The organism is Aeromicrobium sp. JP4 (assembly GCF_054957925.1).
The window spans coordinates 463,666-487,159 of the sequence record NZ_CM143290.1 but is presented as its reverse complement, the minus strand read 5'-3'; the positions used below and the strand labels follow the sequence as shown (position 1 = coordinate 487,159).

At 69.8% G+C, this 23,494-nt stretch carries 21 protein-coding genes; 17 read left to right on the top strand and 4 right to left on the bottom strand.

Annotated features, from left to right (window positions below):
- Positions 1 to 13 precede the first annotated feature (13 nt).
- The 7 genes from arc (at position 14) to prcA (ending at position 5,906) form a co-directional block, all read left to right on the top strand.
- Positions 14 to 1,663, top strand: a complete 1,650-nt coding sequence (gene arc / locus ACY1JX_RS02495; RefSeq protein ID WP_286928840.1) for a proteasome ATPase — start codon at positions 14 to 16, stop codon at positions 1,661 to 1,663.
- Positions 1,664 to 1,677: 14 nt separating this feature from the next.
- A complete protein-coding gene (locus ACY1JX_RS02490; RefSeq protein WP_462565090.1) occupies positions 1,678 to 2,130 on the top strand; it encodes a GNAT family N-acetyltransferase in 453 nt (150 codons plus the stop codon).
- A 70-nt stretch (positions 2,131 to 2,200) separates the two neighbouring features.
- A complete protein-coding gene (locus ACY1JX_RS02485; RefSeq protein ID WP_462565089.1) occupies positions 2,201 to 2,614 on the top strand; it encodes a VOC family protein in 414 nt (137 codons plus the stop codon).
- A gap of 63 nt (positions 2,615 to 2,677) precedes the next feature.
- Positions 2,678 to 4,183, top strand: coding sequence for a depupylase/deamidase Dop (dop, locus tag ACY1JX_RS02480; protein ID WP_462565088.1), 1,506 nt, complete (start codon positions 2,678 to 2,680; stop codon positions 4,181 to 4,183).
- Positions 4,184 to 4,199: 16 nt separating this feature from the next.
- On the top strand, positions 4,200 to 4,394 hold the full coding sequence (locus ACY1JX_RS02475; RefSeq protein ID WP_181755706.1) for a ubiquitin-like protein Pup: 195 nt from the start codon (positions 4,200 to 4,202) through the stop codon (positions 4,392 to 4,394).
- Positions 4,394 to 5,206: a proteasome subunit beta gene (prcB, locus tag ACY1JX_RS02470; RefSeq protein WP_462565861.1), complete on the top strand. Its 813-nt coding sequence runs from the start codon at positions 4,394 to 4,396 to the stop codon at positions 5,204 to 5,206. The genes ACY1JX_RS02475 and prcB overlap by 1 nt, the downstream gene beginning before the upstream one ends.
- A 7-nt stretch (positions 5,207 to 5,213) precedes the next feature.
- The gene (gene prcA, locus ACY1JX_RS02465; protein ID WP_462565087.1) at positions 5,214 to 5,906 is read left to right on the top strand and encodes a proteasome subunit alpha; all 693 of its coding nucleotides are present in this window, start codon (positions 5,214 to 5,216) and stop codon (positions 5,904 to 5,906) included.
- 212 nt (positions 5,907 to 6,118) lie between these two features.
- Here prcA and ACY1JX_RS02460 read toward each other — a convergent pair whose 3' ends face one another.
- Entirely contained in the window at positions 6,119 to 8,971 is a 2,853-nt protein-coding gene (locus ACY1JX_RS02460; protein ID WP_462565086.1) for an immune inhibitor A domain-containing protein, read from the bottom strand.
- Between the two features lie 169 nt (positions 8,972 to 9,140).
- Here ACY1JX_RS02460 and pafA point away from each other — a divergent pair, with 169 nt between their 5' ends.
- The 7 genes from pafA (at position 9,141) to ACY1JX_RS02425 (ending at position 17,222) form a co-directional block, all read left to right on the top strand.
- The gene (gene pafA, locus ACY1JX_RS02455) at positions 9,141 to 10,502 is read left to right on the top strand and encodes a Pup--protein ligase (RefSeq protein WP_181755709.1); all 1,362 of its coding nucleotides are present in this window, start codon (positions 9,141 to 9,143) and stop codon (positions 10,500 to 10,502) included.
- Between the two features lie 68 nt (positions 10,503 to 10,570).
- Complete coding sequence (locus ACY1JX_RS02450) at positions 10,571 to 11,479, top strand: FKBP-type peptidyl-prolyl cis-trans isomerase (protein ID WP_462565085.1); 909 nt, start codon at positions 10,571 to 10,573, stop codon at positions 11,477 to 11,479.
- A gap of 10 nt (positions 11,480 to 11,489) precedes the next feature.
- The gene (locus ACY1JX_RS02445; RefSeq protein WP_286928827.1) at positions 11,490 to 12,446 is read left to right on the top strand and encodes a helix-turn-helix transcriptional regulator; all 957 of its coding nucleotides are present in this window, start codon (positions 11,490 to 11,492) and stop codon (positions 12,444 to 12,446) included.
- Positions 12,443 to 13,414: a helix-turn-helix transcriptional regulator gene (locus ACY1JX_RS02440; RefSeq protein ID WP_286928826.1), complete on the top strand. Its 972-nt coding sequence runs from the start codon at positions 12,443 to 12,445 to the stop codon at positions 13,412 to 13,414. The genes ACY1JX_RS02445 and ACY1JX_RS02440 overlap by 4 nt, the downstream gene beginning before the upstream one ends.
- Before the next feature lies 1 nt (position 13,415).
- Entirely contained in the window at positions 13,416 to 13,634 is a 219-nt protein-coding gene (gene tatA / locus ACY1JX_RS02435) for a twin-arginine translocase TatA/TatE family subunit (protein ID WP_181755713.1), read from the top strand.
- 5 nt (positions 13,635 to 13,639) lie between these two features.
- Entirely contained in the window at positions 13,640 to 14,482 is an 843-nt protein-coding gene (gene tatC / locus ACY1JX_RS02430) for a twin-arginine translocase subunit TatC (RefSeq protein WP_286928824.1), read from the top strand.
- A 19-nt stretch (positions 14,483 to 14,501) separates the two neighbouring features.
- A complete protein-coding gene (locus ACY1JX_RS02425; RefSeq protein ID WP_181755714.1) occupies positions 14,502 to 17,222 on the top strand; it encodes a DEAD/DEAH box helicase in 2,721 nt (906 codons plus the stop codon).
- Here ACY1JX_RS02425 and ACY1JX_RS02420 read toward each other — a convergent pair.
- Positions 17,212 to 18,111, bottom strand: a complete 900-nt coding sequence (locus ACY1JX_RS02420) for a 5'-3' exonuclease (RefSeq protein ID WP_462565084.1) — start codon at positions 18,109 to 18,111, stop codon at positions 17,212 to 17,214. The genes ACY1JX_RS02425 and ACY1JX_RS02420 overlap by 11 nt on opposite strands.
- 88 nt (positions 18,112 to 18,199) lie before the next feature.
- Positions 18,200 to 19,747 (bottom strand): M28 family metallopeptidase, encoded by a 1,548-nt coding sequence (locus ACY1JX_RS02415; protein ID WP_286928822.1) that lies wholly within the window; start codon positions 19,745 to 19,747, stop codon positions 18,200 to 18,202.
- Between the two features lie 83 nt (positions 19,748 to 19,830).
- Between ACY1JX_RS02415 and ACY1JX_RS02410 the strand changes: the two genes are divergently transcribed.
- Genes ACY1JX_RS02410 through ACY1JX_RS02400 form a run of 3 tightly spaced genes read left to right on the top strand, consistent with a single transcriptional unit; the run spans position 19,831 to position 23,080 of the window.
- Positions 19,831 to 20,910 carry a M24 family metallopeptidase gene (locus tag ACY1JX_RS02410; protein WP_286928821.1) on the top strand — a complete coding sequence of 360 codons (1,080 nt, stop codon included), beginning with the start codon at positions 19,831 to 19,833 and terminating at the stop codon, positions 20,908 to 20,910.
- Entirely contained in the window at positions 20,907 to 22,364 is a 1,458-nt protein-coding gene (lnt, locus tag ACY1JX_RS02405) for an apolipoprotein N-acyltransferase (RefSeq protein ID WP_462565083.1), read from the top strand. The genes ACY1JX_RS02410 and lnt overlap by 4 nt, the downstream gene beginning before the upstream one ends.
- A complete protein-coding gene (locus ACY1JX_RS02400) occupies positions 22,337 to 23,080 on the top strand; it encodes a polyprenol monophosphomannose synthase (protein WP_181755719.1) in 744 nt (247 codons plus the stop codon). The genes lnt and ACY1JX_RS02400 overlap by 28 nt, the downstream gene beginning before the upstream one ends.
- Here ACY1JX_RS02400 and ACY1JX_RS02395 read toward each other — a convergent pair.
- Complete coding sequence (locus tag ACY1JX_RS02395; RefSeq protein ID WP_181755720.1) at positions 23,070 to 23,459, bottom strand: RNA polymerase-binding protein RbpA; 390 nt, start codon at positions 23,457 to 23,459, stop codon at positions 23,070 to 23,072. The genes ACY1JX_RS02400 and ACY1JX_RS02395 overlap by 11 nt on opposite strands.
- Between the last annotated feature and the right edge of the window lie 35 nt (positions 23,460 to 23,494).

The following is a 23,494-nucleotide window of genomic DNA, read 5'->3' as shown; positions in this document are numbered from 1 at the left end:
CAGGAGGTGTCACATGACCGGTAGCGAGTACACCGACAGGTACGCCGAGGCCCGCCTCGCCGACGTCGAGGCGCGCCTGGCCAGCACGGCCGCCCAGAACGAGCGCCTCACGTCCACACTGCGTGAGGCCCGCGACCAGATCGTGGCGCTCAAGGAGGAGGTCGACCGCCTCGCCCAGCCGCCCACGGGCTTCGGCACCTTCCTCAAGCTGAACGAGGACGACTCGGTCGACGTGATGACCGGCGGCCGCAAGCTGCGGGTCAACGTGAGCCCCGCGGTCGACAAGACCGGCCTGCGCAAGGGCCAGGAGGTCATCCTCAACGAGGCCATGAACGTCGTCGCCGCCCTGGAGTTCGAGCAGGTCGGCGAGGTCGTGATGCTCAAGGAGCTCATGGCCGACGGCGAGCGCGCCCTCGTCCTGGGCAATGCCGACGAGGAGAAGGTCGTGCGCCTGGCCGACGTCCTCGCGGGCCAGCGTCTGCGCGCGGGCGACTCGCTGCTGCTCGACAGCCGCGCCGGCTACGTCTACGAGCGCATCCCGAAGTCCGAGGTCGAGGAGCTGGTCCTCGAGGAGGTCCCGGACATCGACTACACGAGCATCGGCGGACTGGGCAACCAGGTCGAGATCATCAAGGACGCCGTCGAGCTGCCCTATCTCTACCCCGAGGTCTTCGTCGAGCACGAGCTGAAGCCGCCGAAGGGCATCCTGCTCTACGGCCCGCCCGGCTGCGGCAAGACGATGATCGCCAAGGCGGTCGCGGCGAGCCTGGCCAAGAAGGTCAGCGAGCGCACGGGGGAGGAGGGTCGCTCCTACTTCCTCAACATCAAGGGCCCCGAGCTGCTGAACAAGTACGTCGGCGAGACCGAGCGGCACATCCGCCTCGTGTTCCAGCGGGCGCGCGAGAAGGCCAGCGAGGGCACCCCGGTCATCGTCTTCTTCGACGAGATGGACTCCCTGTTCCGCACCCGCGGCTCGGGCGTCTCCTCCGACGTCGAGAACACGATCGTGCCGCAGCTGCTCAGCGAGATCGACGGCGTCGAGGGACTCGAGAACGTGCTGGTCATCGGCGCCTCGAACCGCGAGGACATGATCGACCCGGCGATCCTGCGTCCGGGCCGCCTCGACGTGAAGATCAAGATCGAGCGCCCCGACGCCGAGGCCGCCCGCGACATCTTCAGCAAGTACCTCACCACGACGCTGCCGCTGCACGAGGACGACCTGCGCGAGTGGGGCGGCGACCGCACGGCCTGCGTCCACGGGATGATCCAGCGCACCGTCGAGCGGATGTACACCGAGAGCGAGGAGAACCAGTTCCTCGAGGTCACCTACGCCGGTGGCGACAAGGAGGTCCTGTACTTCAAGGACTTCAACTCCGGCGCGATGATCCAGAACATCGTCGATCGCGCGAAGAAGATGGCGATCAAGGACTTCCTCGACCACCAGAGCAAGGGCCTGCGGGTCCAGCACATGCTCCAGGCGTGCGTCGACGAGTTCAAGGAGAACGAGGACCTGCCCAACACGACCAACCCCGACGACTGGGCGCGGATCTCGGGCAAGAAGGGCGAGCGGATCGTCTTCATCCGCACGCTCATCACGGGCAAGGGCGGCAATGAGCCGGGTCGATCGATCGACACGGTCGCGAACACGGGACAGTACCTCTGACACTCGAACTGCGCGTGGTCCGCTACGACCACCCGGACGCCGTGAAGCTGACCGAGCTGGTCCAGGCCGAGTACGTCCGGCGATACGCCAGCGAGGTGGGCGACTCCTCGCCGATGGCCCCTGAGGAGTTCGACCACCCCAACGGGATCTTCTTCATCGGCTACGTGGACGAGATCCCCGTGGCAATGGGCGGCTGGCGCCGCGGCGGCCCGAACGGCGAGACCGACGGCGAGATCAAGCGCATGTTCGTCCTCGACTCCCACCGCGGGCAGGGTCTCTCCCGCCAGGTGCTCGACGAGCTGGAGCGCAGCGCCGCCCGCCAGGGCATCACGCGCCTCGTCCTGGAGACCGGCACCGAGCAGCCCGAGGCGATCGCGCTGTACCGCTCGGCGGGCTACGTGGACGTGCCAGCCTTCGGCTTCTACGCCGAGTACGACGACTCGGTCCACCTCGGCAAGATCCTCTGACGCGCTGAGCGGTCGTCGAGCGCCTCGCGTCGCATACTGGGCGGAAGCGCGAGACACGACGGAGGTCGGCATGGCCATCAACACGTACCTGTTCTTCAGCGGAGGCACCTGTGCGGAGGCGTTCGAGCGCTACCGCGACATCCTCGGCGGCGATCTCTCGATCACCCGCATGAGCGAGGTGCCGCAGGACAGCCGCATGCCCGGGTCGGACCCCGACTCCGTGATGCACGCGGCGCTGGTGTTCGGCGACCGGATGCTCATGGGCTCGGACGACCCGACCGGCGACGGCGGACCCCGGCTGGGCTTCAGCGTGGCGTACACGGCCCCCGACACGGCGACGGCGCAGCGGGTCTTCGGCGCGCTCGCCGAGGGCGGCGAGACCACCATGGCGCTGGAGCCGACCTTCTGGTCGGCCGCGTTCGGCACGTGCACCGACCGCTACGGCGTGCCGTGGATGGTCGACGTCGCGTCGGGCGCCGCGTAGACGGCCGCGTCCGCCGCGTTCGGAGACCCGCGATCGCGGGGCCGTGCCGCGTAGGGTGAAGACGTGAGCGTCCGACGAGTGCAAGGGTCCGAGGTCGAGTACGGCATCGCCGTGCAGGGACAGCCCCTGGCCAACCCCATGGTGGCGGCCACCCACGTCGTCAACTCCTACGCCGCGGCCAACGGGCTCACCCGCCGGGCCCGGTGGGACTACGAGGAGGAGAGCCCGCTGCGCGACGCGCGCGGGTTCGACCTCGGCCGCGACGTGGCCGACCCGTCGCAGCTCACCGACGAGGACATGGGCCTGGCCAACATCATTCTCACGAACGGTGCGCGGCTCTACGTCGACCACGCGCACCCCGAGTACTCCAGCCCCGAGGTCACCAGCCCGCTCGACGTGGTGCGCTGGGAGAAGGCCGGCGAGCTGGTCATGCTGCGCGGCGCCCAGCTGGCGGCCCGGGTGCCCGGCGTGGCGCCGATCATGCTCTACAAGAACAACGTCGACAACAAGGGCGCGGCCTACGGCTCGCACGAGAACTACCTCATGCGCCGCGACGTCCCGTTCCTGTCGATCGTGCGCCAGCTGACGCCGTTCTTCGTCGGCCGCCAGATCATCACCGGCGCGGGCCGGGTCGGCCAGCACCAGGACGGCAGCGTCCACGCCTTCCAGATCAGCCAGCGCTCGGACTACTTCGAGGTCGAGGTGGGCCTCGAGACGACGCTCAAGCGGCCGATCATCAACACCCGCGACGAGCCGCACGCCGACCCGAAGAAGTACCGCCGCCTGCACGTGATCATCGGCGACGCGAACCTGTCGGAGACCTCCATCTACCTCAAGCACGGCACCGCCTCGCTCGTGCTGGCGATGATCGAGGCCGACGCGCTGCCGGAGCCGCTCGAGCTGGCCGATCCGGTACGCGCCCTGCACCAGATCTCCTACGACCCCACGCTGCGCACGGCCGTGAAGCTGGCCGACGGCCGCACCATCACCGGCCTCGACCTGCAGGGCCACTACCTCGAGCACGCCAAGAAGTTCGTCGAGAGCCAGGGCGACGACGACCCGCAGACCCTCGACGTGCTGGAGAAGTGGGAGTCGGTCCTCACGCGCCTGGCCGACGACCCCATGAACCTCGTCCGCGAGCTCGACTGGGTGGCCAAGCTGGCGCTGCTGGAGCAGTACCGCGAGCGCGACGGCCTCGAGTGGGACCACGCGAAGCTGCACCTGATCGACCTGCAGTACCACGACGTGCGCCCCGAGCGAGGGCTCTACCACCGGCTGGTGGCCGGTGGCCGCATGGAGCGCCTCCTCGACGACGCCACGATCGAGGAGGCCGTCACCGAGCCGCCGCACGACACGCGCGCCTACTTCCGGGGCCGGTGCCTGCAGCGGTTCTCGTCCGACATCGCCGCCGCGTCGTGGGACTCGGTGATCTTCGACCTGCCGGGGCACGACTCGCTGCAGCGGGTGCCCACGATGGAGCCCCTCAAGGGCACCGCCGAACACGTCGACGGACTCTTCGGACGCGTCGAGTCCGCCGCAGAGCTCTTCAGGGCCATCACGGGCCGCTAGTGGATAGGGTGGAGACATGGCCGAGCAACAGCACAAGACGACCCGCAAGAGCGACGTCGACGAGGAGCAGGTCGAGACTCCCGCAGTCGACACCGAGCACAAGGAGAAGCTCGACGACGACGTCGACTCCATCCTCGACGAGATCGACGACGTCCTCGAGGAGAATGCGGAGGAGTTCGTGCGCAGCTTCGTCCAGAAGGGCGGGCAGTGATGCTCGATGGAGGCTTCCGCGCCGTCGGATCCTCCTCGTTCACCGAGTTCCTCGCCACGCAGGCTCCTGACCTGCTCCCGAACGCCGCCGTGGGCTCGGTCTCCGGGCTCGACGTGACGCACGGGACCACGATCGTCGCCGCCACGTTCGACGGGGGAGTCGTGATGGGCGGCGACCGCCGCGCCACGATGGGCAACGTCATCGCCCAGCGCGACATCCAGAAGGTCTTCCCGACCGACGAGTTCAGCTGCGTCGGCATCGCGGGCACCGCCGGCATCGCGGTGGAGATGACGCGGCTGTTCCAGGTCGAGCTCGAGCACTACGAGAAGATCGAGGGCACGACGCTCTCCACCGACGGCAAGGCCAACCGGCTCGCCACACTCATCCGCGGCAACCTCGGCATGGCCATGCAGGGGCTCGCGGTCGTGCCGCTGTTCGCGGCCTTCGACCTCCAGGCGCAGTGCGGCCGCATCTTCGCGTTCGACGTCACGGGCAACAAGAACGAGGAGCGCACCTTCCACTCGGTGGGCTCCGGCTCCACGTTCGCCCGCGGCTCGCTGAAGAAGCTCTACCGCACGGGCATGTCCGAGACCGACGCCGTCACCGCCGTGATCCAGGCGCTCTACGACGCGGCCGACGACGACACCGCCACCGGCGGACCCGACCTCACCCGACGGATCTTCCCGCTGGTCTCGGTCATCACCGCCGACGGCTACCGCGCGTGGGACGAGTCCAAGACCGCTGCCATCGCCGACGTCGTGATCGGCGGGCGCATGCAGTCGCCCGACGGCCCGTCCGCCCCGCTGACCTAGGAGCGCCATGACCACCCCCTTCTACGTCTCGCCCGAGCAGCTGATGAAGGACCGGGCGGACTTCGCCCGCAAGGGCATCGCCCGGGGCCGCAGCGTCGCGGTCGTCCGCTACGCCGACGGCATCGTCTTCGTCGCCGAGAACCCCTCGCGCGCGCTGCACAAGATCAGCGAGATCTACGACCGCATCGGCTTCGCCGCCGTGGGCCGCTACAACGAGTTCGAGAACCTGCGCATCGCCGGCGTGCGACTGGCCGACATGCGCGGCTACTCCTACGACCGCAGCGACGTCACGGGCCGCGGACTGGCCAACGCGTACGCGCAGACGCTGGGCACCATCTTCTCCAGCGGGGGAGAGAAGCCCTACGAGGTGGAGATCTTCGTCGCCGAGGTGGGCGCCACGCCCGCCGCCGACCAGATCTACCGGCTCACCTACGACGGATCGGTGGCCGACGTGCCCTCCTACGGCGTGATGGGCGGCCAGAGCGACAAGGTCGAGGAGCACCTCGGCGCGCACTACCAGCCCGACCTGCCGCTCGCGGAGGCGCTGCGGCTCGCGCTCACGGCCCTGGGCAACGACACCGAGCCCGCCCGCACGATCGCCCCGGACGACCTCGAGGTCGCGGTGCTCGACCGCACCCGCAGCCAGCCCCGCAAGTTCAAGCGGCTCGGCCAGGCACAGGTCGCCGAGCTCCTCGGCTGACGCTCGCACGGCTCCAGCCTGATCTCGATACACCCATCTCGCTCCGCTCGCCGGGCACTCGATCACCGGGACCGCCGGCGAGGAACGAGCGTGTGTATCGAGACCGTTCGTCGCCTTGCCGGCACGACCCCGGGCACTCGATCACCGGGACTGCCGGTGGTCGAGTGCCCGCGAGGAACGAGCGGGTGTATCGAGACCCGCTCGCCTCTCGGCTACGGCGCCGTGGGCGGCGTGATCCTCAGCAGGGCCTCCATGTTGCCGCGGAACGACTTCTGCACGCTGACGCCGGTGCCGTAGCCGACGCCGTCGTCCTCGGGGTTGCCCGAGCCGAGCGGCGTCGCCAGTCCGACGTCCGTGCCGTACAGGTCCGTCCGCGGCGCGCCGTTCTCGTCGACGACCCGCGTGCTGTACGGGGCGTTGCTCACCGACGGCACCACCGTGGAGGCGTCAGCGTCGCGGTAGAAGAGGCTGCTGCCCCGCACCTCGATGCCCGGGTACCAGCCCCGGTCGTCGGTGAACGACCGGACCGCGCGCTGCGAGCCGAACCGGTTGCACGCCTCGTTCGTGAAGTCCGGCTGCGTCGTGCACTCACGGAAGGCGTAGCTGCCGAACAGGTTGAACGCCGCGTTCGACGACTGCGGACGCGAGGGCAGGTTCTTCAGCGTGCTCGTGTCGTTGGCCGCGTTCGCCCCAGTCCTGCGGAGCGGGTCGAAGTGGCTGTCGACGATGAGCAGGCCGCCCTTGGCGCCCGTGCTGGGCAGGTCCGTGAGGTTGTTCAGCACGTGGTTGGCGTCGCCGTACGACGTGTCGCGGTACCAGACGAGGGCACCGGGCGCGTTGTACCGAATCTTCTCGACCTTCCAGGCGCCGTCCTCGCCGAGCTTCTGGTACGTCGTGTCGTAGGCGTACTTCAGGCCCTTGTCGAAGCCGTCGAGGTTGCGCCACTCCACCATGTAGTACTGCGCGTTGGACGTGGTGCCGCTGTCGATGACCCAGCCGGCACCGCGTGCCTCACCGGCCACCCACGAGTCGATCGTGGCGGTCCAGCCGTTGAGGCCGCTCTCGACGTCGTCGGTGAAGGTGGTGGCCCCGCCGCCGGTGACCGAGAAGTCGTCGGCGAACCAGCCGCGCTCGGTGAACGCCGCGTCGGTCGACTGCATCAGCCGGACCTGGATGGTGTCGCCCGCCCAGGCGCTGAGGTCGATGTAGTCGTGACGCCAGCCGTCGCTCGTCCCGGTGAGGCCGTACCTGCGGTTGCCGAAGGTGGCCAGGTTCCCGTTGGGATCCGGGTAGTCGTCGGGCGTGGTGACCTCCTCGCCGGCCTCGTCATAGACCTTCTGCGGGGTCCACGTCGCGCCGCCGTCGGTGGAGACCTCGACAAAGCCGAAGTCCCAGTCCTGCTCGATGACGTAGTTGTTCCACATCCAGAAGCGGGCGTCCGCGGCGTCGGGCACGTCGATCGTGCGCGACAGCGAGTTCATCGCCCAGTTCTGGTCGTTGTTGCCCCACCACATGTTGTCGCCGCTGTGCGGGGTGGCCCGCGTGACGATCTTGTCCGGCAGGTTGATCTTGATGCCGTCCTCGGAGCCCTTGGGCGTCCGGCTGGTCTGACCGACCTTGACCGTCCTGGCGCGGTCGCCGGGGTCGATCTCGAGGGGATCGGCCCAGCCGAGGATCCACTTGTCCCAGATGCCCATGTGGGTGGGCATCGACTGGAAGATCGGGCCCGAGTGCGAGCCGGAGGACATCAGGTCCCAGAAGTCCACGTCGGAGTCGCCGCCACTGGCGGTGTCGTACAGATCGGGCAGACCGAGGTCGTGGCCGTACTCGTGCGCGAACACGCCGACGCCGGAGTCCTCGGGCTGGACGATGTAGTTCGACAGCCGCAGGTTCGTGCCGGGCACCGGGGCGCCGCCGGCGACCGCCGACGAGTGCGCCCAGAGCGCGTACGGACCTTCGGCACCGCCACCGCCGGACTTGTCCTCGCCGGCGTGCACCAGGACCACGTGGTCGATCACGCCGTCGGGCTCGAGCAGGTTGCCGTCGCCGTCGGTGTCGCCCTGGTCCTCGGTGTCGTAGTCGGCCCAGGGGAAGTTCGGCTGCGCCTTCGCGAGCGCCGCCACCGCGTCGATGGGCAGCTGGCCGGCACCGAGCGGGTTGTCGGGGTGGCCCTGCATGTCCTGGACCGCGCCGTAGACCCAGTCGCCGTTCTCGTCCTGGTGGCAGACCGTGGCGCCGTAGTACGCCTCGGAGCGGTCCACGGTGACCCATGGCGTCGCCGCTCCGCCGACGGTGTACGCGCCCTTGGACATCTCCTCGTACATGTTCTTCATCGTGTAGCCGGAGATGTCGATGCCGCGGCGGCCGTCCGGGCCGCGCAGGTCGGTGCGCACCCGCTGGGTGATGCCCTTCTTCGAGTAGAGCATCGCGTTGTAGTGCGCGGGCGAGAAGTCCTTCACCCACATGGAGTTGTTGTCCTCGAGGTCGCTGTTCGCCGGGTTCGGGATCTGGTTGTGGGTGGGCCCGTTCTGCACGTTGCCCGGCACGCAGGTGTCCGAGCCGTAGCCGTCGGGCACGTAGCTGCCGGTGAAGTCGTCGTTCGCCTGCTCGTTGAACTCGACGAGGATCGTGAGGAGCTTCGCCTGCTGCGTGCTCTTGGCCTGCTTGAACCGCCGGTCCCGGACCTCCTTGGGACTGCGGCCCGTGCGCAGCGACTCCGCCTCGACGCGGGCCAGCTGACGCGCTGCCACCGGGTTGCCCTGGCTGTGCTTGCGGTCGACCTGCTTGGCCTTGATGAGGGCCTTCTGCTGCTTCTGGACCGACTGCTTCGACACGCGCTTGCCCTTGAGCTCCACCGCCCGGTCGGGGGTGGACGAGATCTCGGCACGCGGTGCGACGTAGTTGATGTAGCCCGGGGCGACGGCCGCCGCGCCACCGGACGGCGCCGGTGGGGGAGCGGCCGACACGGAGCTCGAGCTGAACGCCAGCCCGGACGCGGTCAACGCCAACGTGGTCGCGCCGACCAGCCAGAGGCCGGTCCTGCGCGGAGATCGATAAGTGGTCATGGTGCTCCTCAGAGAACCGGGCCGAAGTCCGGTGGTCCGTGCCCCCGTGGACGGACTCCTGACATCGTGCGCCTCTCGTGACCCGTTTGGGAAGAGCCAATGTGGCAGGCACCACACCGCGGCCGCCAGGATCGCGTGCACGTGCGGCGTGCGGGACTAGGCTGTCGGCATGGACCGGCGGATCTTCGGGATCGAGAACGAGTACGGCGTCACCTGCTCGTTCCACGGCCAGCGCCGCCTGTCTCCCGACGAGGTCGCGCGCTACCTGTTCCGGCGGGTCGTCTCCTGGGGGCGCAGCAGCAACGTGTTCCTGCGCAACGGCGCCCGGCTCTACCTCGACGTCGGCAGCCACCCCGAGTACGCGACGCCCGAGTGCGACGACATCGTCGACCTCGTCACGCACGACCGGGCGGGGGAGCGCATCCTCGAGGGCCTCATGCTCGACGCGCAGCAGCGCCTCGCCGAGGACGGCGTCGAGGGCGACATCTACCTGTTCAAGAACAACACCGACTCGGCCGGCAACTCCTACGGCTGCCACGAGAACTACCTCGTGAGCCGCGGCGGCGAGTTCAGCCGCCTGGCCGACGTCCTGATCCCGTTCCTCGTCTCGCGCCAGATCATCTGCGGCGCGGGCAAGGTCCAGCAGACGCCGCGCGGCACGGTCTTCAGCGTCAGCCAGCGCGCCGAGCACATCTGGGAGGGCGTCTCCAGCGCCACCACCCGGTCGCGGCCGATCATCAACACCCGCGACGAGCCACACGCCGACGCCGAGCGGTTCCGCCGGCTGCACGTGATCGTGGGCGACTCGAACATGAGCGAGACCACCACGATGCTCAAGGTGGCCACCACCGACCTCGTGCTGCGGATGATCGAGGGCGGCGTCACGATGCGCGACCTCACGCTGGAGAACCCGATCCGGGCGATCCGCGAGATCTCGCACGACATGACCGGACGACGCAAGGTGCAGCTGGCCAACGGCCGCGAGCTCTCGGCCCTGGAGATCCAGGCCGAGTACTTCGCCAAGGCCGCCGACTTCATCGACCGCAACGGCCTGCGCACCCCCACGATCGATCGCACGATGGACCTGTGGGAGCGCACGCTGAAGGCGGTGGAGAGCGAGGACCTCAGCCTCATCGAGCGCGAGATCGACTGGGTCATCAAGTACCGGCTCCTCGACCGCTACCGCACGCAGCGCGGGCTCTCGTGGGCCGATCCGCGCATCGCCCAGCTCGACCTGGCGTACCACGACATCCGCCGCGACCGGGGGCTGTTCTACCTGCTCGAGAGCAAGGGGTCGGTCGCGCGCGTCACGAAGGACCTCGACGTCTTCACCGCCAAGTCGGTCCCGCCGCAGACCACGCGGGCCCGCCTGCGCGGTGACTTCATCGCCAGGGCGCAGGAACGGCGTCGCGACTTCACCGTGGACTGGGTCCACCTGAAGCTCAACGACCAGGCCCAGCGCACCGTGCTGTGCAAGGACCCGTTCCGCTCCGAGGACGACCGCGTCCAGCGCCTCATCGACTCCATGTGACTCTCAGACGTTCCTTGGGATCGGCCGTTAGTGTGGCCACGGCATCGATCCCCAGGAGGAACCTCACCGTGCGTCGTACCGCTCTCGTGACCGCCATGGCCACCGCATCCTTCGTTCTCGCCGGCTGTGGCGGCGGCACCGACCTCGACGGGATCGAGGTCTCCAAGGGCAGCACGCCGAAGGTCACGGTCGAGCAGGACTACACCACCGAGAAGACCGAGTCCCGCGTCGTCTCCGAGGGTGGCGGCGACGAGGTGGCCGACGGCGACACGATCAAGATCAACTACGTCGCGGTCAACGGGCGCACGGGCAAGGAGTTCGACAACTCTTTCGAGAACGAGACCCCGATGACGCTCACCCTGAACGAGAAGACGGCGCTGCCGGGCTTCTACAAGGGGCTCGTGGGCCAGGACATCGGCTCGCGCGTCCTCGTCTCGGTGCCGGCCAAGGACGGCGTGTCCCTCCTGCAGAGCGCCGACTCGCTCGGCCTGGAGAAGGACGACACGATGGTGTTCCTCTTCGACCTGGTCTCCAAGGTGCCCACCGAGGCCAGCGGCAAGGCCATGAAGGCCCCCGCCTCGCTGCCGAAGCTGACGTACGACAAGGACAAGCGCCCGGCGAAGTTCGCCAAGACCAAGAAGACGCCCGCCGAGGTGAAGAAGTCCGACTCGGCCGTCCTGATCATGGGCGGCGGCGAGAAGGTCGCCAAGGGCGCCACGCTCAGCGTGCAGTACGTCGGCCAGCAGTACCCCGACGGCAAGGTCTTCGACCAGTCCTGGGCCACGGGCCCGCGCCAGATCTCGATCGCCGAGGGCTCGGCCATCCCGTGCTGGAGCGACCAGATCCCCGGCCACACGATCGGCAGCCGCGTCGTCGTCACCTGCTCGTCCGACGACGCGTACGGGAAGGACGCGAAGAAGAACGGCCAGCCCGACGGGCCGCTGATCTTCGTCGTGGACCTGCTCGACGCCAGCTAGTCTTTCGCTCATGGCCCAGCGGAAGACCGAACGGTTGATGAACCTCGTCTTCACCCTCTTGGCCACCAGCCAGTACCTGACGAAGGAACAGATCCGTTCCTCCATCGCGGAGTACCGCGAGGACAACGACGTGGCGTTCGAGCGCAAGTTCGAGCGCGACAAGCAGGAGCTGCGCGACCTCGGCCTCGAGATCGAGACGGGCACGTTCGACGCGCTCGGCGGCGTCACCGGCTACCGGCTGCTGCGCGCCGAGGTGGAGCTGCCCCAGATCGACCTCACCGTCGAGGAGGCCGCCGTGATCGGCCTGGCCGGCCAGCTGTGGGACCACGCCGGCATGGCCGCCGAGACCACCACGGCGCTGGCCAAGCTCAAGGCGATCGGCCACGACTTCGACCCGTCGGTCCTGCGGATGACCGAGGCGCGCTTGCGCGCCGAGGAGCCCGCGTTCGATGCCGTCTTCGACGCCACGGGCCGCCGGATGCCGATCGCGTTCGAGTACCGCCGCCCCGGCGGCGAGACCTCGGTGCGCCACCTCGAGCCGTGGAGCATGACCTCGTTCCGTGAGCACTGGTACGTGGGCGGCTTCGACCGCGACCGCCAGCGACCGCGCCTCTTCCGGCTGTCGCGGATCGTCGGGGCCGTGCTGCCCGACGGCGAGCCGGGGGAGTACGAGGTGCCCGACGACGTCGACCTGAAGAAGGTCGCACGCGCCCTCCACCCGCCCGAGCCCGACGCCACCGCCGTCCTGAGGGTCAGCGCCGGCCGGGCCCAGTCGCTGCGCCGTCACGCCGTGCGCGTCGACCGGCTCGACGACGCCACCGACGAGGTCGAGGTCGCCTACGCGGTGGTCGGCGACCTCGCCGACGAGATCGCGTCCTACGGCGCCGACGCGATCGTCGTGTCGCCGCCCGAGCTGCGCGACGCCGTCGTCACGAGACTGCGCACCGTCGCGGAGGTGCACGCGTGAACCCGTCGCTGAAGCAGGTCGTCCGGATGCTGGCGATGGTGCCGTACCTGCAGAGCAACCAGGGCATCCCGCTGGCCGACCTCGCCCGCGAGTTCAAGATCAAGCCCGCCCAGGCCCAGCGCGAGCTCGAGATCATGATGCTCACGGGCTGGGGCGAGTACCACGGCGAGCTGATCGACTTCGACGTCACGGCGCTGCAGGACGAGGGTGTCGTCTACATCCGCGACGCCGAGTTCATGGCGCGCCCGCTGCGGATCTCGCGCAGCGAGGCCGCCGCGCTGATGGTGGCCCTGCGCACGCTGCGCCAGTCCGCCGCGGGCGACCAGGCCGCCCTCATCGACTCGGCGCTGGCGAAGCTCGCTGAGGCCGCCGGGACCGAGGTCGACACCCCGGTGGACGTCCTGCTGCCCGAGGTCGACCCCGCCGTCCAGGCCGCGGTGGCCGAGGCGCTGGCCGGCAAGCGCCAGCTGCACATGGTCTACGCCAACGAGACCCGCGACGAGCAGACCGAGCGGGTGGTCGACCCGCACCGCGCCTTCACGCAGGACGGGCACCGCTACCTCTCCGCGTGGTGCCACAAGGTGGAGGCCGACCGGCTGTTCCGCGTGGACCGCATCGTCGCCGCCGCGGTGCTCGACGCGCCGGTCACCACCGACGCCGACGAGCGCACGCGGCTCGAGGACCTCTTCCCGCAGGGACCCCACACGCCCTCGGTGCTCGTCGAGATCGAGCCCGGCGCCGACTGGCTGCTCGGCCAGTACCGGATGGACGTCGTGGAGCAGCGGCCCGACGGCGCCGTGCGGGCGCGGCTGTTCGGCAGCGATCCGGCATGGCTGCGCCGCGTGGTGATGCGCGCGGGCGGGCGGATGCGGGTCGTGGAGCCGGGGAAGTTCTCCTCCGAGGTACGGGACGCCGCCCGCTCAGCACTGGCCGCGTACGATGGAGTCACTTCCGATCAAGGAGCCTGACATGCCCAATCTCGGTGCCACGGAGATCCTCATCATCCTGGGGATCGTGATTCTGCTGTTCGGCGGTCGCAAGCTTCCCGAACTCGCTCGCGGCTCAGGCCGCGCCCTGCGCATCTTCAAGTCCGAGATCCGCGAGAGCGAGCAGGAGGAGAAGCAGGCCGAGACTCCTCGCACGATCGACCCGGCCGCCACCGAACGCCGCGACGACCCCACGCGCTGACCCGGGTGGCCCTGGGATTCGGTCGGGCCGGACGTGAGTCCGCCCCCGGCGGCGAGATGCCGCTCTTCGACCACCTCGCCGAGCTGCGCTCCCGCCTGGTGAAGGCGTTGGCCGCCATCGTCGTCGGCGTCGGCGTCGCCTGGTACTTCTATCCCGAGATCCTCGACTGGCTGACCGCGCCGTACGAGCAGGTCCGTCCCACCCTCGAGGACGAGGGCATCGACACCGAGCTCGTCATCAGCGGGATCGGTGGCGCGTTCCAGTTCCAGCTCAAGACCAGCGTCATCGCCGGACTCGTGCTCTCCAGCCCCGTGTGGCTGTGGCAGCTGTGGGCCTTCGTCCTGCCGGCGCTGCACCGCCACGAGAAGCGTGCCGCGCTGCTGCTCACCGCCACGTGCCTGCCGCTGTTCCTCGGCGGCGCGTGGATCGGCTACTGGACCTTCCCGAAGGCGATCGAGCTGCTCGTCGGCTTCGCCCCCGAGGGCTGGACCAACCTGCTGAACGGGGCCGACTACCTCAGCTTCGCCACGCGCATGATCCTGCTGTTCGGCATCGGCGCGCAGATCCCCGTGGTGGTCGTGATCCTCAACCGCATCGGTGCCGTGAGCGGTGCGCAGCTGATCCGGGCGCGCCCCTGGATCATCATCGGCATCTTCGTGTTCGCGGCGATCGCCACGCCCACCGTGGATCCCGTGACGTTCCTGTTCCTCGCCATCCCGATGAGCGTCCTGTACTTCATCTCGGAGATCATCGCGCGCGTCACCGACCGTCGGCGCGGTCGTTCGGACGAGCAGGTCGACGACGAAGAGGCGTCGACACTCGACGCTCCCCGAGGCCTCGACGACTGATCCTCCGTAGGCTGGGGACATGTCCACCCCGGCCGAGCAGTACGCCCGATTCCGCAAGGACCAGAAGCACCCGCACGTCGCAGCCTTCCGGGACCTCTACCCGTTCGGGCTCGACGACTTCCAGGTGCGTGCCTGCGAGGCCCTCGAGGACGGCCACGGCGTGCTCGTGGCGGCGCCCACCGGCTCGGGCAAGACGCTGGTCGGCGAGTTCGCCGTCCACCTGTCGCTGGCCACGGGGCGCAAGTGCTTCTACACCACCCCGATCAAGGCCCTCTCGAACCAGAAGTTCAGCGACTTCGCCGACCGGTACGGCGCCGAGAACGTGGGCCTGCTGACCGGCGACAACACGATCAACGGTGAGGCGCCCATCGTCGTCATGACGACCGAGGTGCTGCGCAACATGATCTACGCCGGCTCCTCGACGCTGACCAACCTCGGCCACGTCGTCATGGACGAGGTCCACTACCTCGCCGACCGGTTCCGCGGCGCGGTGTGGGAGGAGGTCATCATCGGCCTGCCCCCGTCGGTCTCGATCGTGTCGCTGTCGGCCACCGTCTCCAACGTCGAGGAGTTCGGCGCCTGGCTGCACGAGGTGCGCGGCGAGACGGTGACGATCGTGGAGGAGAAGCGGCCCGTGCCCCTGCACCAGCACGTGCTGGTGGGCCGCAAGATGTTCGACCTGTTCGAGCCGAACTCCACCGAGGTCAACCACACCCTCGAGCAGATGGCCCGCGACGACGCGCAGTGGAACCGCGCGTTCGCCAAGAACCGCTCGCGCCGCCCGCAGAAGGGCGGTCGCCGCCCGCGCAGCCGCCACCGCACGCCCGACCGCATCGACATCGTCCTCAAGCTGGAGTCCGAGGGCCTGCTGCCGGCGATCGTCTTCATCTTCAGCCGTGCCGGCTGCGCCACGGCGGTCGAGCAGTGCCTGGCCGCGCGCCTCATCCTCACGTCCCAGGAGGAGCGCGAGGCGATCCACGAGCACGTCGACGCGGCCTGCGCGCACCTGCCCGAGGACGACCTCGCCGTCCTGGGGTTCCACGAGTTCCGCGAGGGCATCGGACGCGGCATCGCCGCGCACCACGCCGGCATGCTGCCGACGTTCAAGGAGTGCGTGGAGGACCTGTTCAGCGCCGGCCTCGTGAAGGTCGTGTTCGCCACCGAGACGCTCGCGCTGGGCATCAACATGCCCGCACGCTCCGTGGTGATCGACCGGCTCACGAAGTGGAACGGCGAGAACCACGTCGACGTCACGCCGGGGGAGTACACCCAGCTCACCGGACGGGCCGGACGCCGCGGCATCGACGTCGAGGGCCACGGCGTGGTGCTGTGGCAGCCCGGCCTGGACGCGCGCCACGTGGCCGGCCTCGCCTCGACGCGCACGTATCCGCTCAATTCCTCGTTCCGCCCGTCGTACAACATGGCGGTCAACCTCGTGCACCAGGTCGGTCGCGGCCGGGCCCGTGAGCTGCTCGAGATGTCGTTCGCCCAGTTCCAGGCCGACCGCGCCGTCGTCGGTCTCGCCCGCAAGGTGCGCAAGGCCGACGAGGCGATCGAGGGCTACCGCGAGTCCGTCAGCTGCGAGCGCGGCGACTTCATGGAGTACATGGGCATCCGTCGCCGCATCGGCGAGCTGGAGTCCGCCGGGTCGAAGTCGCGCCGCGCCGCCAAGCGCGAGGAGGCGATGGAGTCCCTCACGCGGCTCAAGCGGGGCGACGTCATCAACGTCCCGGCCGGCAAGTTCTCCGGGCTGGCCGTGGTGCTCGATCCCGACACCGGCAACCGCGAGGGCCCGCGCCCGATGGTGCTGACCGCCAACCGCCACGCGCGCCGACTGGCGGTCGTGGACTTCCCCACTCCGGTCGACCCGCTCATGCAGATGCGGATCCCGAAGTCGTTCAACCCGCGCGACGCCCAGTCGCGGCGCGACCTCGCGTCGTCCCTGCGCAACCGCGCGGGGCACCTGGCCGAGTACCCCGTGGCGTACCGCGAGGGACCGACCGCGGAGGACCCGCGGATCGCCGAGCTGCGGCGCGAGCTGCGCGACCACCCCTGTCACGCGTGCCCCGACCGCGAGGCACACGCCCGCTGGGCGGAGCGCGCGCTCAAGCTCGATCGCGAGACCGACAGCATGCGCCGCCGCGTGGAGCAGCGGACGAACAGCGTCGCGCGCCAGTTCGACCGCGTGTGCGAGGTGCTGGACTCGCTCGGCTACCTGAACGGCGACGATGTCACGCCCGAGGGCCGGCGCCTGCAGCGCATCTACGGCGAGTCCGACCTCGTGGTCAGCGAGTCGCTGCGCCACGACGTGTGGGGCGCCCTGTCGCCCGCCGAGTTCGCCGCGGTCGCGAGCGGGCTCACGTACGCGGCGCGCAACTCCGACGAGGCACCGCCGCCGCGCTTCCCGACGAAGGCCGTGGCCCAGGCCGCCGAGTCGATGGGGCTGCTGTGGCTCCAGCTCGACCAGCTCGAGCGCGAGCACCGGCTGTCGTTCCTGCGCCGGCCCGACTTCGGGTTCGCGTACGCGGTCTGGATGTGGTGCGAGGGCACCAGCCTCGATCTCGTGCTGGGCTCGGCCGAGATGGCCGCGGGCGACTTCGTGCGCGCGATGAAGCAGCTCATCGACACCGTGGCCCAGATCGCCGACGCGGCCGGCCCGGGACCGCTGCGCGACACCGCGCGGTCGGCGCTCGACGAGCTCCGTACCGGCGTGGTGGCCTACTCGAGCGTCACGTCCTGACGGACGCGAGCAGCCGGTCGACGGGGCCGGCCACGTTCCACTGCTCGCCGAAGGCACGCAGGGCGGCCTCGTCGATCACGCCGGTCACGGGATCGTCCAGGTCGAGGTCGGGGCGCACCGTGACCACCCGGACCGCCGCGTCGATGTAGTCCGAGCTGTCCAGGAGCGACTGGCGGATCCGTGGGCGCAGGGAGGACGACGGATCCGCGGCGGCGGCCCGGATGCCGTCGAGGTCCGCGTACTCGTTCAGCAGCGCCGCGGCGGTCTTGTCGCCGATGCCCTTGACGCCGGGCAGCCCGTCGGAGGCGTCACCGCGCATCACCGCGAAGTCGACGTACTGCTGGGGCTCGACGCCGTACTTCTCGCGGACCCACGCGGCGTTCACGACGTCGTGCTTGCCGACACCTCGCGCCGTGTAGAGGACGCGGACGTCGCGGGCGTCGTCGACGAGCTGGAACAGGTCGCGGTCGCCGGTGACCACGTCGATCCCGGTCTCCCAGCGGTTCACGAGGGTGCCGATCACGTCGTCGGCCTCGGCCTCTGGCGCACCGACCACCGTGGCGCCGGCCAGCGTGAGCGCCTCGGCGATGAGCGGGACCTGGTGCGCCAACAGGTCGGGCGTCTCCTCGATGCCAGCCTCCGGGTCGGCGACGCGGTGGGTCTTGTACGTGTCGAGCAGCTCGACGCGCCACGCCGGCCGCCAGTCGTCGTCCCACGCGGCCACGACGGCCTCCGGCTCGTACCGGTCCTGCAGCGTGGCGAGAATGTCGAGCATCCCGCGCACGGCGTTCACGGGCCGCCCGTCGGCGGCCCTGATCGAATCGGGCACGCCGTAGAAGGCGCGGAAGTAGAGGCTGGCCGTGTCGAGGAGGAGCAGTCGCGAGGACATGGCGTCATGATGGCACGCCCGACGGACACCGCTGCGAACGTGCGTCGTCCCCGCCACCGGGACCGGTGACGGGGACGACACGTGGTGATCAGCGCTGAGCGAGGGTGCCGGGCACCTTTCCGCGGACCTTGGCCTGACCCTGCTTGGCCGCCTTGCGGCTGCCGTCGGGGTAGAGACCGGCCTTGGAGAGTCCGAGCGTCGCCACCGCGAAGGCCGCGGCGTCGCCCATCTCGTTCAACGCGTTGACGTTGACGTTCGTCATGTCGTCACACGCCTGGTGGTAGCACTTGTCGTACGCCACGCCGGCGGTGCCGCCGTAGAGCGCGACCTGCTCGGGCGTCTTGACCCCTTCAGCACCGGTGAACAGGCCACCGGCCGGGATGCCGACCGCGATGAACGGGCCGTAGTCCGACCGTCCGTCGAAGGCGGTGGGCTCGCTGGCCAGACCCTTGCTGTCGAAGTAGTCCGTGAAGACCTTCTCGATCTCACCGGACCCGGCCGGGCCGGGATCCGAGTCGGACCCATCGCCGTCGTACACGAACCGCGCGTAGTTCGGCGAGCCGATCATGTCGAAGTTCAGGTTGGCGTAGATCCGCGACAGCTCGTCCTCGGGGAGGTTGGCGACGTAGTGCTCCGCGCCGAGCAGGCTCAGTTCTTCCGCACCCCAGAAGGCGAAGCGAACAGGACGCTGGAGTCCCTTGTAGACGCCGGTGCTGCTCAGCTGCTTGGCGATCTCGAGGGTCGTGGCTGAGCCGGAGCCGTTGTCGTTGATGCCCGGCCCCTCGGCCACGCTGTCGATGTGTGCACCGACGACGACGACCTGGTCCGGGTTCTTGATCTTCTTCAGCACCGACTGCGGCACGTCCGCGATCACGTTGTAGGTGCTCCGCTCGAGGTCGGACTCGACGTCGGTGGTCAGCGTGCCCGTGGGGGTGCCGGCCGCGACGAACTCCGCGCCCTGCTCGAAGCTGAGGCCCGACACGGGGACGGTCTTCGGCGTGCCGAGGGTGCCGGCGACCACGTCGGTCCGGCCCGGCTGGCCCTCGTTGAAGACGAGCACCGCGTCGTAGCCCGCGGCCACGGCGTTGTCGACCTTCACGGCGAAGTCGCACGTGCCGCGCTGGACGAGCGCGATCGCGTCCTCGGCCGGAGCCGGATCGAAGTCGGCCGCCTCACAGCCCGAGTTGCTGCTCCCCGCCTCGGGGCCCGGTGGGATCTGGACGTCGTTGGTCGGGATGATCGGTCCGGTCACGCTGCCGCTCGAGGAGTACGTGAACACGGAGGTCTCGATCGACTCCCCGCCCACGGTGAGCGTCGCGGGAGTGAGCTCCTGGAAGAACGGGAACGTGAACTCCTGGACCGTGACGTCGTAGCCGGCCTTCTTCAGCTCGCGCGCCACGTAGGCGGCCGAGGCGTCGTAGCCGGGGAGGCCGGACGCCCGGTTCCCGCCGTTCGCGTTCGCGATGGCCTGGAACTGGCGGAGGTGCTTCAGAATGCCGTTGACGGTGACCGCCTTGGTCAGCTTGGTGGCCTGACCTTGGGGTGCCGTCGGGCCGGACTTGGCCACTGCGGGTGACGCGGTGACGAGTCCTGCCGTGAGGATGGCCGCGGATGCGGCGATGACTGCCTTCTTCATGGATCCCCCGATCCTTAAGGGTGTGGAGCAGATAGGCCCTACGTTCACACAGGATCGTCGGGAGCGCTAGGTAACCTCGTGCTGTGACTGAACGCCTCGACCGCGCCCGCCTGCTCGCCGGACACCAGGGCATCGACGCCCTCCTCGTGACCCCGGGGGCCGACCTGCGTTACCTGACCGGCTATGCCGCCAAGCCCCTGGAACGTCTGACCTGCCTCGTGGTGACCCAGCTGGGCTCCCACCTCGTGGTGCCCGGCCTCGAGCGCGCGGCCGCCGAGGCCGCGGGCGTGAGCATGCCGATCGTCACCTGGTCCGAGACCGACGACCCGTACGCGCTCGTGGCCGAGCTGCTCGGGTCGCCCGACGTGGTGGCGGTCGACGACCAGATGTGGGCCTCGCGCGTGTTCGCCCTCCAGGAGGCGCTGCCCGAGTCCGGGTTCGTGCTCGGCGGCGAGCTGGTGTCCGCGCTGCGCACCGTCAAGGAGCCCGCGGAGGTCGACGCGCTGCGCGAGGCCGGTGCCGCGATCGACCGCGTCCATTCCCGCATGGGGGAGTGGCTGCGTCCCGGCCGCACCGAGCGCGAGGTCGGGGCCGACATCGCGCGCGCCATCGTCGAGGAGGGTCACGAGCAGGTCGACTTCGTGATCGTCGGCTCGGGCCCGAACGGCGCGTCGCCCCACCACGAGGTCTCCGACCGGGTCATCGGGGCGGGCGAGCCGGTGGTGGTCGACATCGGTGGCACCACCGCCGCCGGCTACTGCTCGGACTCCACCCGCAACTACGTCGCCGGCGGCGAGCCCGACCCGGGCTACATCGCGATGCTCGCGGTGCTCCAGCGCGCCCAGCAGGTCCAGCGCGAGTACGCGCGTCCGGGCGTCACCGCCGAGTCCGTCGACGCCGTCGGTCGCCAGGTCATCGCGGACGCGGGCTACGGCCACCTGTTCATCCACCGCACCGGCCACGGCATCGGCCAGGAGACCCACGAGGAGCCCTACATCGTCGAGGGGAACACCCTCGAGCTCGAGCCCGGGATGGCGTTCTCCATCGAGCCGGGGATCTACGTCGAGGGCCAGTGGGGTGCCCGCATCGAGGACATCGTGGTCTGCACCGAGGACGGCATCGAGGTCCTCAACGACACTTCGCGCGATCTCGTCCGGCTGTGAGACGGCTCCTCGCGGCCGCCCTCCTCGGCGTCGCGTCGGCGGCGGCCTTCGAGCCGCTCGCGCTCCCGGGCCTGATGGTGGTCACCGTCGCCGGGTACCTGTACCTCGTGCGCACGCTGCGCGACGACTCGGTGGGCCGGGTGCTGGCGGTCGGGTTCGTGTTCGGCCTGGCGTTCATGGGGCCGCTGATCTGGTGGATGAACGCCGTGGACCCGTGGGCCTGGGTGACCCTCGTGGCGATCGAGGCGCTCTTCCTGGCCCTGATCACGTGGGTCTTGCGTGTGGCCGTCTGGGCGCCGTACTGGCCCGTCTGGGCGGCGGCGGTGTGGACCGCGGGCGAGCAGGTCCGCGGCGCGTTCCCGCTGAGCGGGTTCCCGTGGGGGCGCCTCGCGCACACCGCCATCGACACGCCGCTCGAGGGCTGGGTGCGGCTCGTCGCCCTGCCCGCCACGTCGTGGCTGATGGCCCTGCTGGCCGGACTGCTCGTGGTCGCTGTCACCGAGCGACGCGCCCTCGTGCTGGTGGCCGCGATCGCGATCCCGGCCATCGGCGCGGTGCTGCCCATCGGCATCGCCGACGGGGGAGAGACCAAGACCTTGGCGGTCGTCCAGGGCAACACCCCGGGGCCCTTCCTGCAGTGGCCCCGCGCGGCGATCTTCCGCCTCCAGGTGGCCGAGACCGAGCGGATCGACCAGCCGGTCGACGTGGTCATCTGGCCGGAGAACGGGTCCGACCTCGACGTCCGCTCCAACGAGTACGCCCGCGAGGAGGTCATCGCGCTGTCGCGGCGGCTCGGCGCGCCGATCCTGGTGGGCGCGATCCTCGACGGGCCCACCGACGACACCGCCTACAACGCGTCGGTCCTGGTCGACGAGAACGGCCCGAGGGACGACCTGTACCTGAAGCAGTACCCGGTGCCGTACGGCGAGTACGTGCCGTTCCGCGCCCAGCTGGGCTCGCTCGTGCCGCGGTTCGACCGCGACATCCCGCGCGACATCGTGGCCGGCGACGAGGCGGGCGCGATGACGCTCGACGGCCTCACGATCGGCCTGACGATCTGCTGGGACATCGCCTACGACGGCGCGGTGCACGGCGCCGTCGACCTCGGCGCCGAGGTGCTGGCCGTGCAGACCAGCAACGCCAGCTTCATGGACTTCGGGCGCGGCGTGCAGCCGCAGCAGCAGTGGGCGATCTCCCGCCTGCGCGCGATCGAGACGGGACGCTGGGTGACCGTCGCGTCCACCAACGGCATCTCGGGGATCGTCGATCCTCACGGCCGCGTGGAGGGCAGGGCGCCGGTCAAGGAGCCCGCCACCGTGGTCGCCGAGGTGCAGGCCGCGCACGGCACGACGCCCGCCACGCGCTGGGGATCTGGATGGACCATGGTGATCTACGTCATGTCCGTGGCAGGATGGGCCCACGGTAAATGGAAGTTACGAACGGAGCGGCCGTGAAGACGCTGGTCATCATCCCGACCTACAACGAGGCGGACAACGTCGGCTGGATCACCGACCGGGTCCTGGAGCAGCAGCCCGAGGTCGAGATCCTGGTCGCCGACGACAACTCGCCCGACGGCACCGGTGAGATCGCCGACAAGCTGGCCGAGGCCGACCCCCGCGTGCACGTCCTGCACCGGCAGGGCAAGGAGGGCCTCGGCGCCGCCTACCGTGCCGGGTTCGCGTGGGGCCTCGAGCGTGATTACGACGTCCTCGTGGAGATGGACGCCGACGGCTCCCACCGTCCCGAGGACCTCGGCAAGCTGCTCGACTCCGCGCGCGCCGGTGCGCCGCTCACACTCGGCTCGCGCTGGGTGCCCGGCGGCTCGGTGGTGAACTGGCCCAAGCGTCGCGAGGCGCTCTCGCGCGGGGCGTCGCTGTACGCCCGGCTGATGCTCGACCTCGGCGTCAGGGACGCCACCGCCGGCTTCCGGGCCTTCCGCCGCGAGACGCTCGAAGCGATCGACCTCGACGCCGTGGAGTCGCAGGGCTACTGCTTCCAGATCGACATGACCCGTCAGACGCGCCTCGCCGGGCTCGAGGTCGCCGAGGTGCCCATCACCTTCGTCGAGCGGGTGCACGGTCAGTCGAAGATGAGCCTCGACATCGTGAAAGAGGCCCTCACACGGGTCACCGTGTGGGGCCTCCAGCGGATGAATCCGTTCAGGCGCTGACGGACTTCTTCCGCGACTTGCTCTTGCGGTGCAGGTGCGGCGGGCCGATCTCGCCACCGCGCAGCATCTCCAGCCGCTCGGTGAGGATCTCCTCCAGCTCTTCCTCCGAACGCCGCTCGAGGAGCATGTCCCAGTGCGTGCGCACGGGCTTCTCCTCCTTGCGGTCCGGCTCGGCGCCGCCGACGCGACGTCCCATCTGGCCGGTCTTCGGGTCTTCCCACTCGGCCGGAACCTCGGCCTCTTCCGACATCGTCACCGTGAACGTGTGGCCGTCGGCGCACACGTATTCGATCTGCTGCCGCGGTGCCATCTCGACTCCGCGCTCGTCCTCGAAGCTCTGGGCTCCCAGCCGCGCTCCGCGCAGGGCTCGTTCTGCCATGGTCGGTCCCCCTTCAGGTGGTGTCCGTCCATTCC

Excerpts from the sequence above, each read along its gene's own strand:
- arc (WP_286928840.1), top strand. The coding sequence starts at position 14 with ATGACCGGTAGCGAGTACACCGACAGGTACGCCGAGGCCCGCCTCGCC.
- ACY1JX_RS02485 (WP_462565089.1), top strand. The coding sequence starts at position 2,201 with ATGGCCATCAACACGTACCTGTTCTTCAGCGGAGGCACCTGTGCGGAG.
- ACY1JX_RS02475 (WP_181755706.1), top strand. The coding sequence starts at position 4,200 with ATGGCCGAGCAACAGCACAAGACGACCCGCAAGAGCGACGTCGACGAG.
- prcB (WP_462565861.1), top strand. The coding sequence starts at position 4,394 with ATGCTCGATGGAGGCTTCCGCGCCGTCGGATCCTCCTCGTTCACCGAG.
- prcA (WP_462565087.1), top strand. The coding sequence starts at position 5,214 with ATGACCACCCCCTTCTACGTCTCGCCCGAGCAGCTGATGAAGGACCGG.
- ACY1JX_RS02460 (WP_462565086.1), bottom strand. The coding sequence starts at position 8,971 with ATGACCACTTATCGATCTCCGCGCAGGACCGGCCTCTGGCTGGTCGGC.
- pafA (WP_181755709.1), top strand. The coding sequence starts at position 9,141 with ATGGACCGGCGGATCTTCGGGATCGAGAACGAGTACGGCGTCACCTGC.
- ACY1JX_RS02445 (WP_286928827.1), top strand. The coding sequence starts at position 11,490 with ATGGCCCAGCGGAAGACCGAACGGTTGATGAACCTCGTCTTCACCCTC.
- tatA (WP_181755713.1), top strand. The coding sequence starts at position 13,416 with ATGCCCAATCTCGGTGCCACGGAGATCCTCATCATCCTGGGGATCGTG.
- ACY1JX_RS02425 (WP_181755714.1), top strand. The coding sequence starts at position 14,502 with ATGTCCACCCCGGCCGAGCAGTACGCCCGATTCCGCAAGGACCAGAAG.
- ACY1JX_RS02420 (WP_462565084.1), bottom strand. The coding sequence starts at position 18,111 with ATGTCCTCGCGACTGCTCCTCCTCGACACGGCCAGCCTCTACTTCCGC.
- ACY1JX_RS02415 (WP_286928822.1), bottom strand. The coding sequence starts at position 19,747 with ATGAAGAAGGCAGTCATCGCCGCATCCGCGGCCATCCTCACGGCAGGA.
- ACY1JX_RS02400 (WP_181755719.1), top strand. The coding sequence starts at position 22,337 with ATGGAAGTTACGAACGGAGCGGCCGTGAAGACGCTGGTCATCATCCCG.
- ACY1JX_RS02395 (WP_181755720.1), bottom strand. The coding sequence starts at position 23,459 with ATGGCAGAACGAGCCCTGCGCGGAGCGCGGCTGGGAGCCCAGAGCTTC.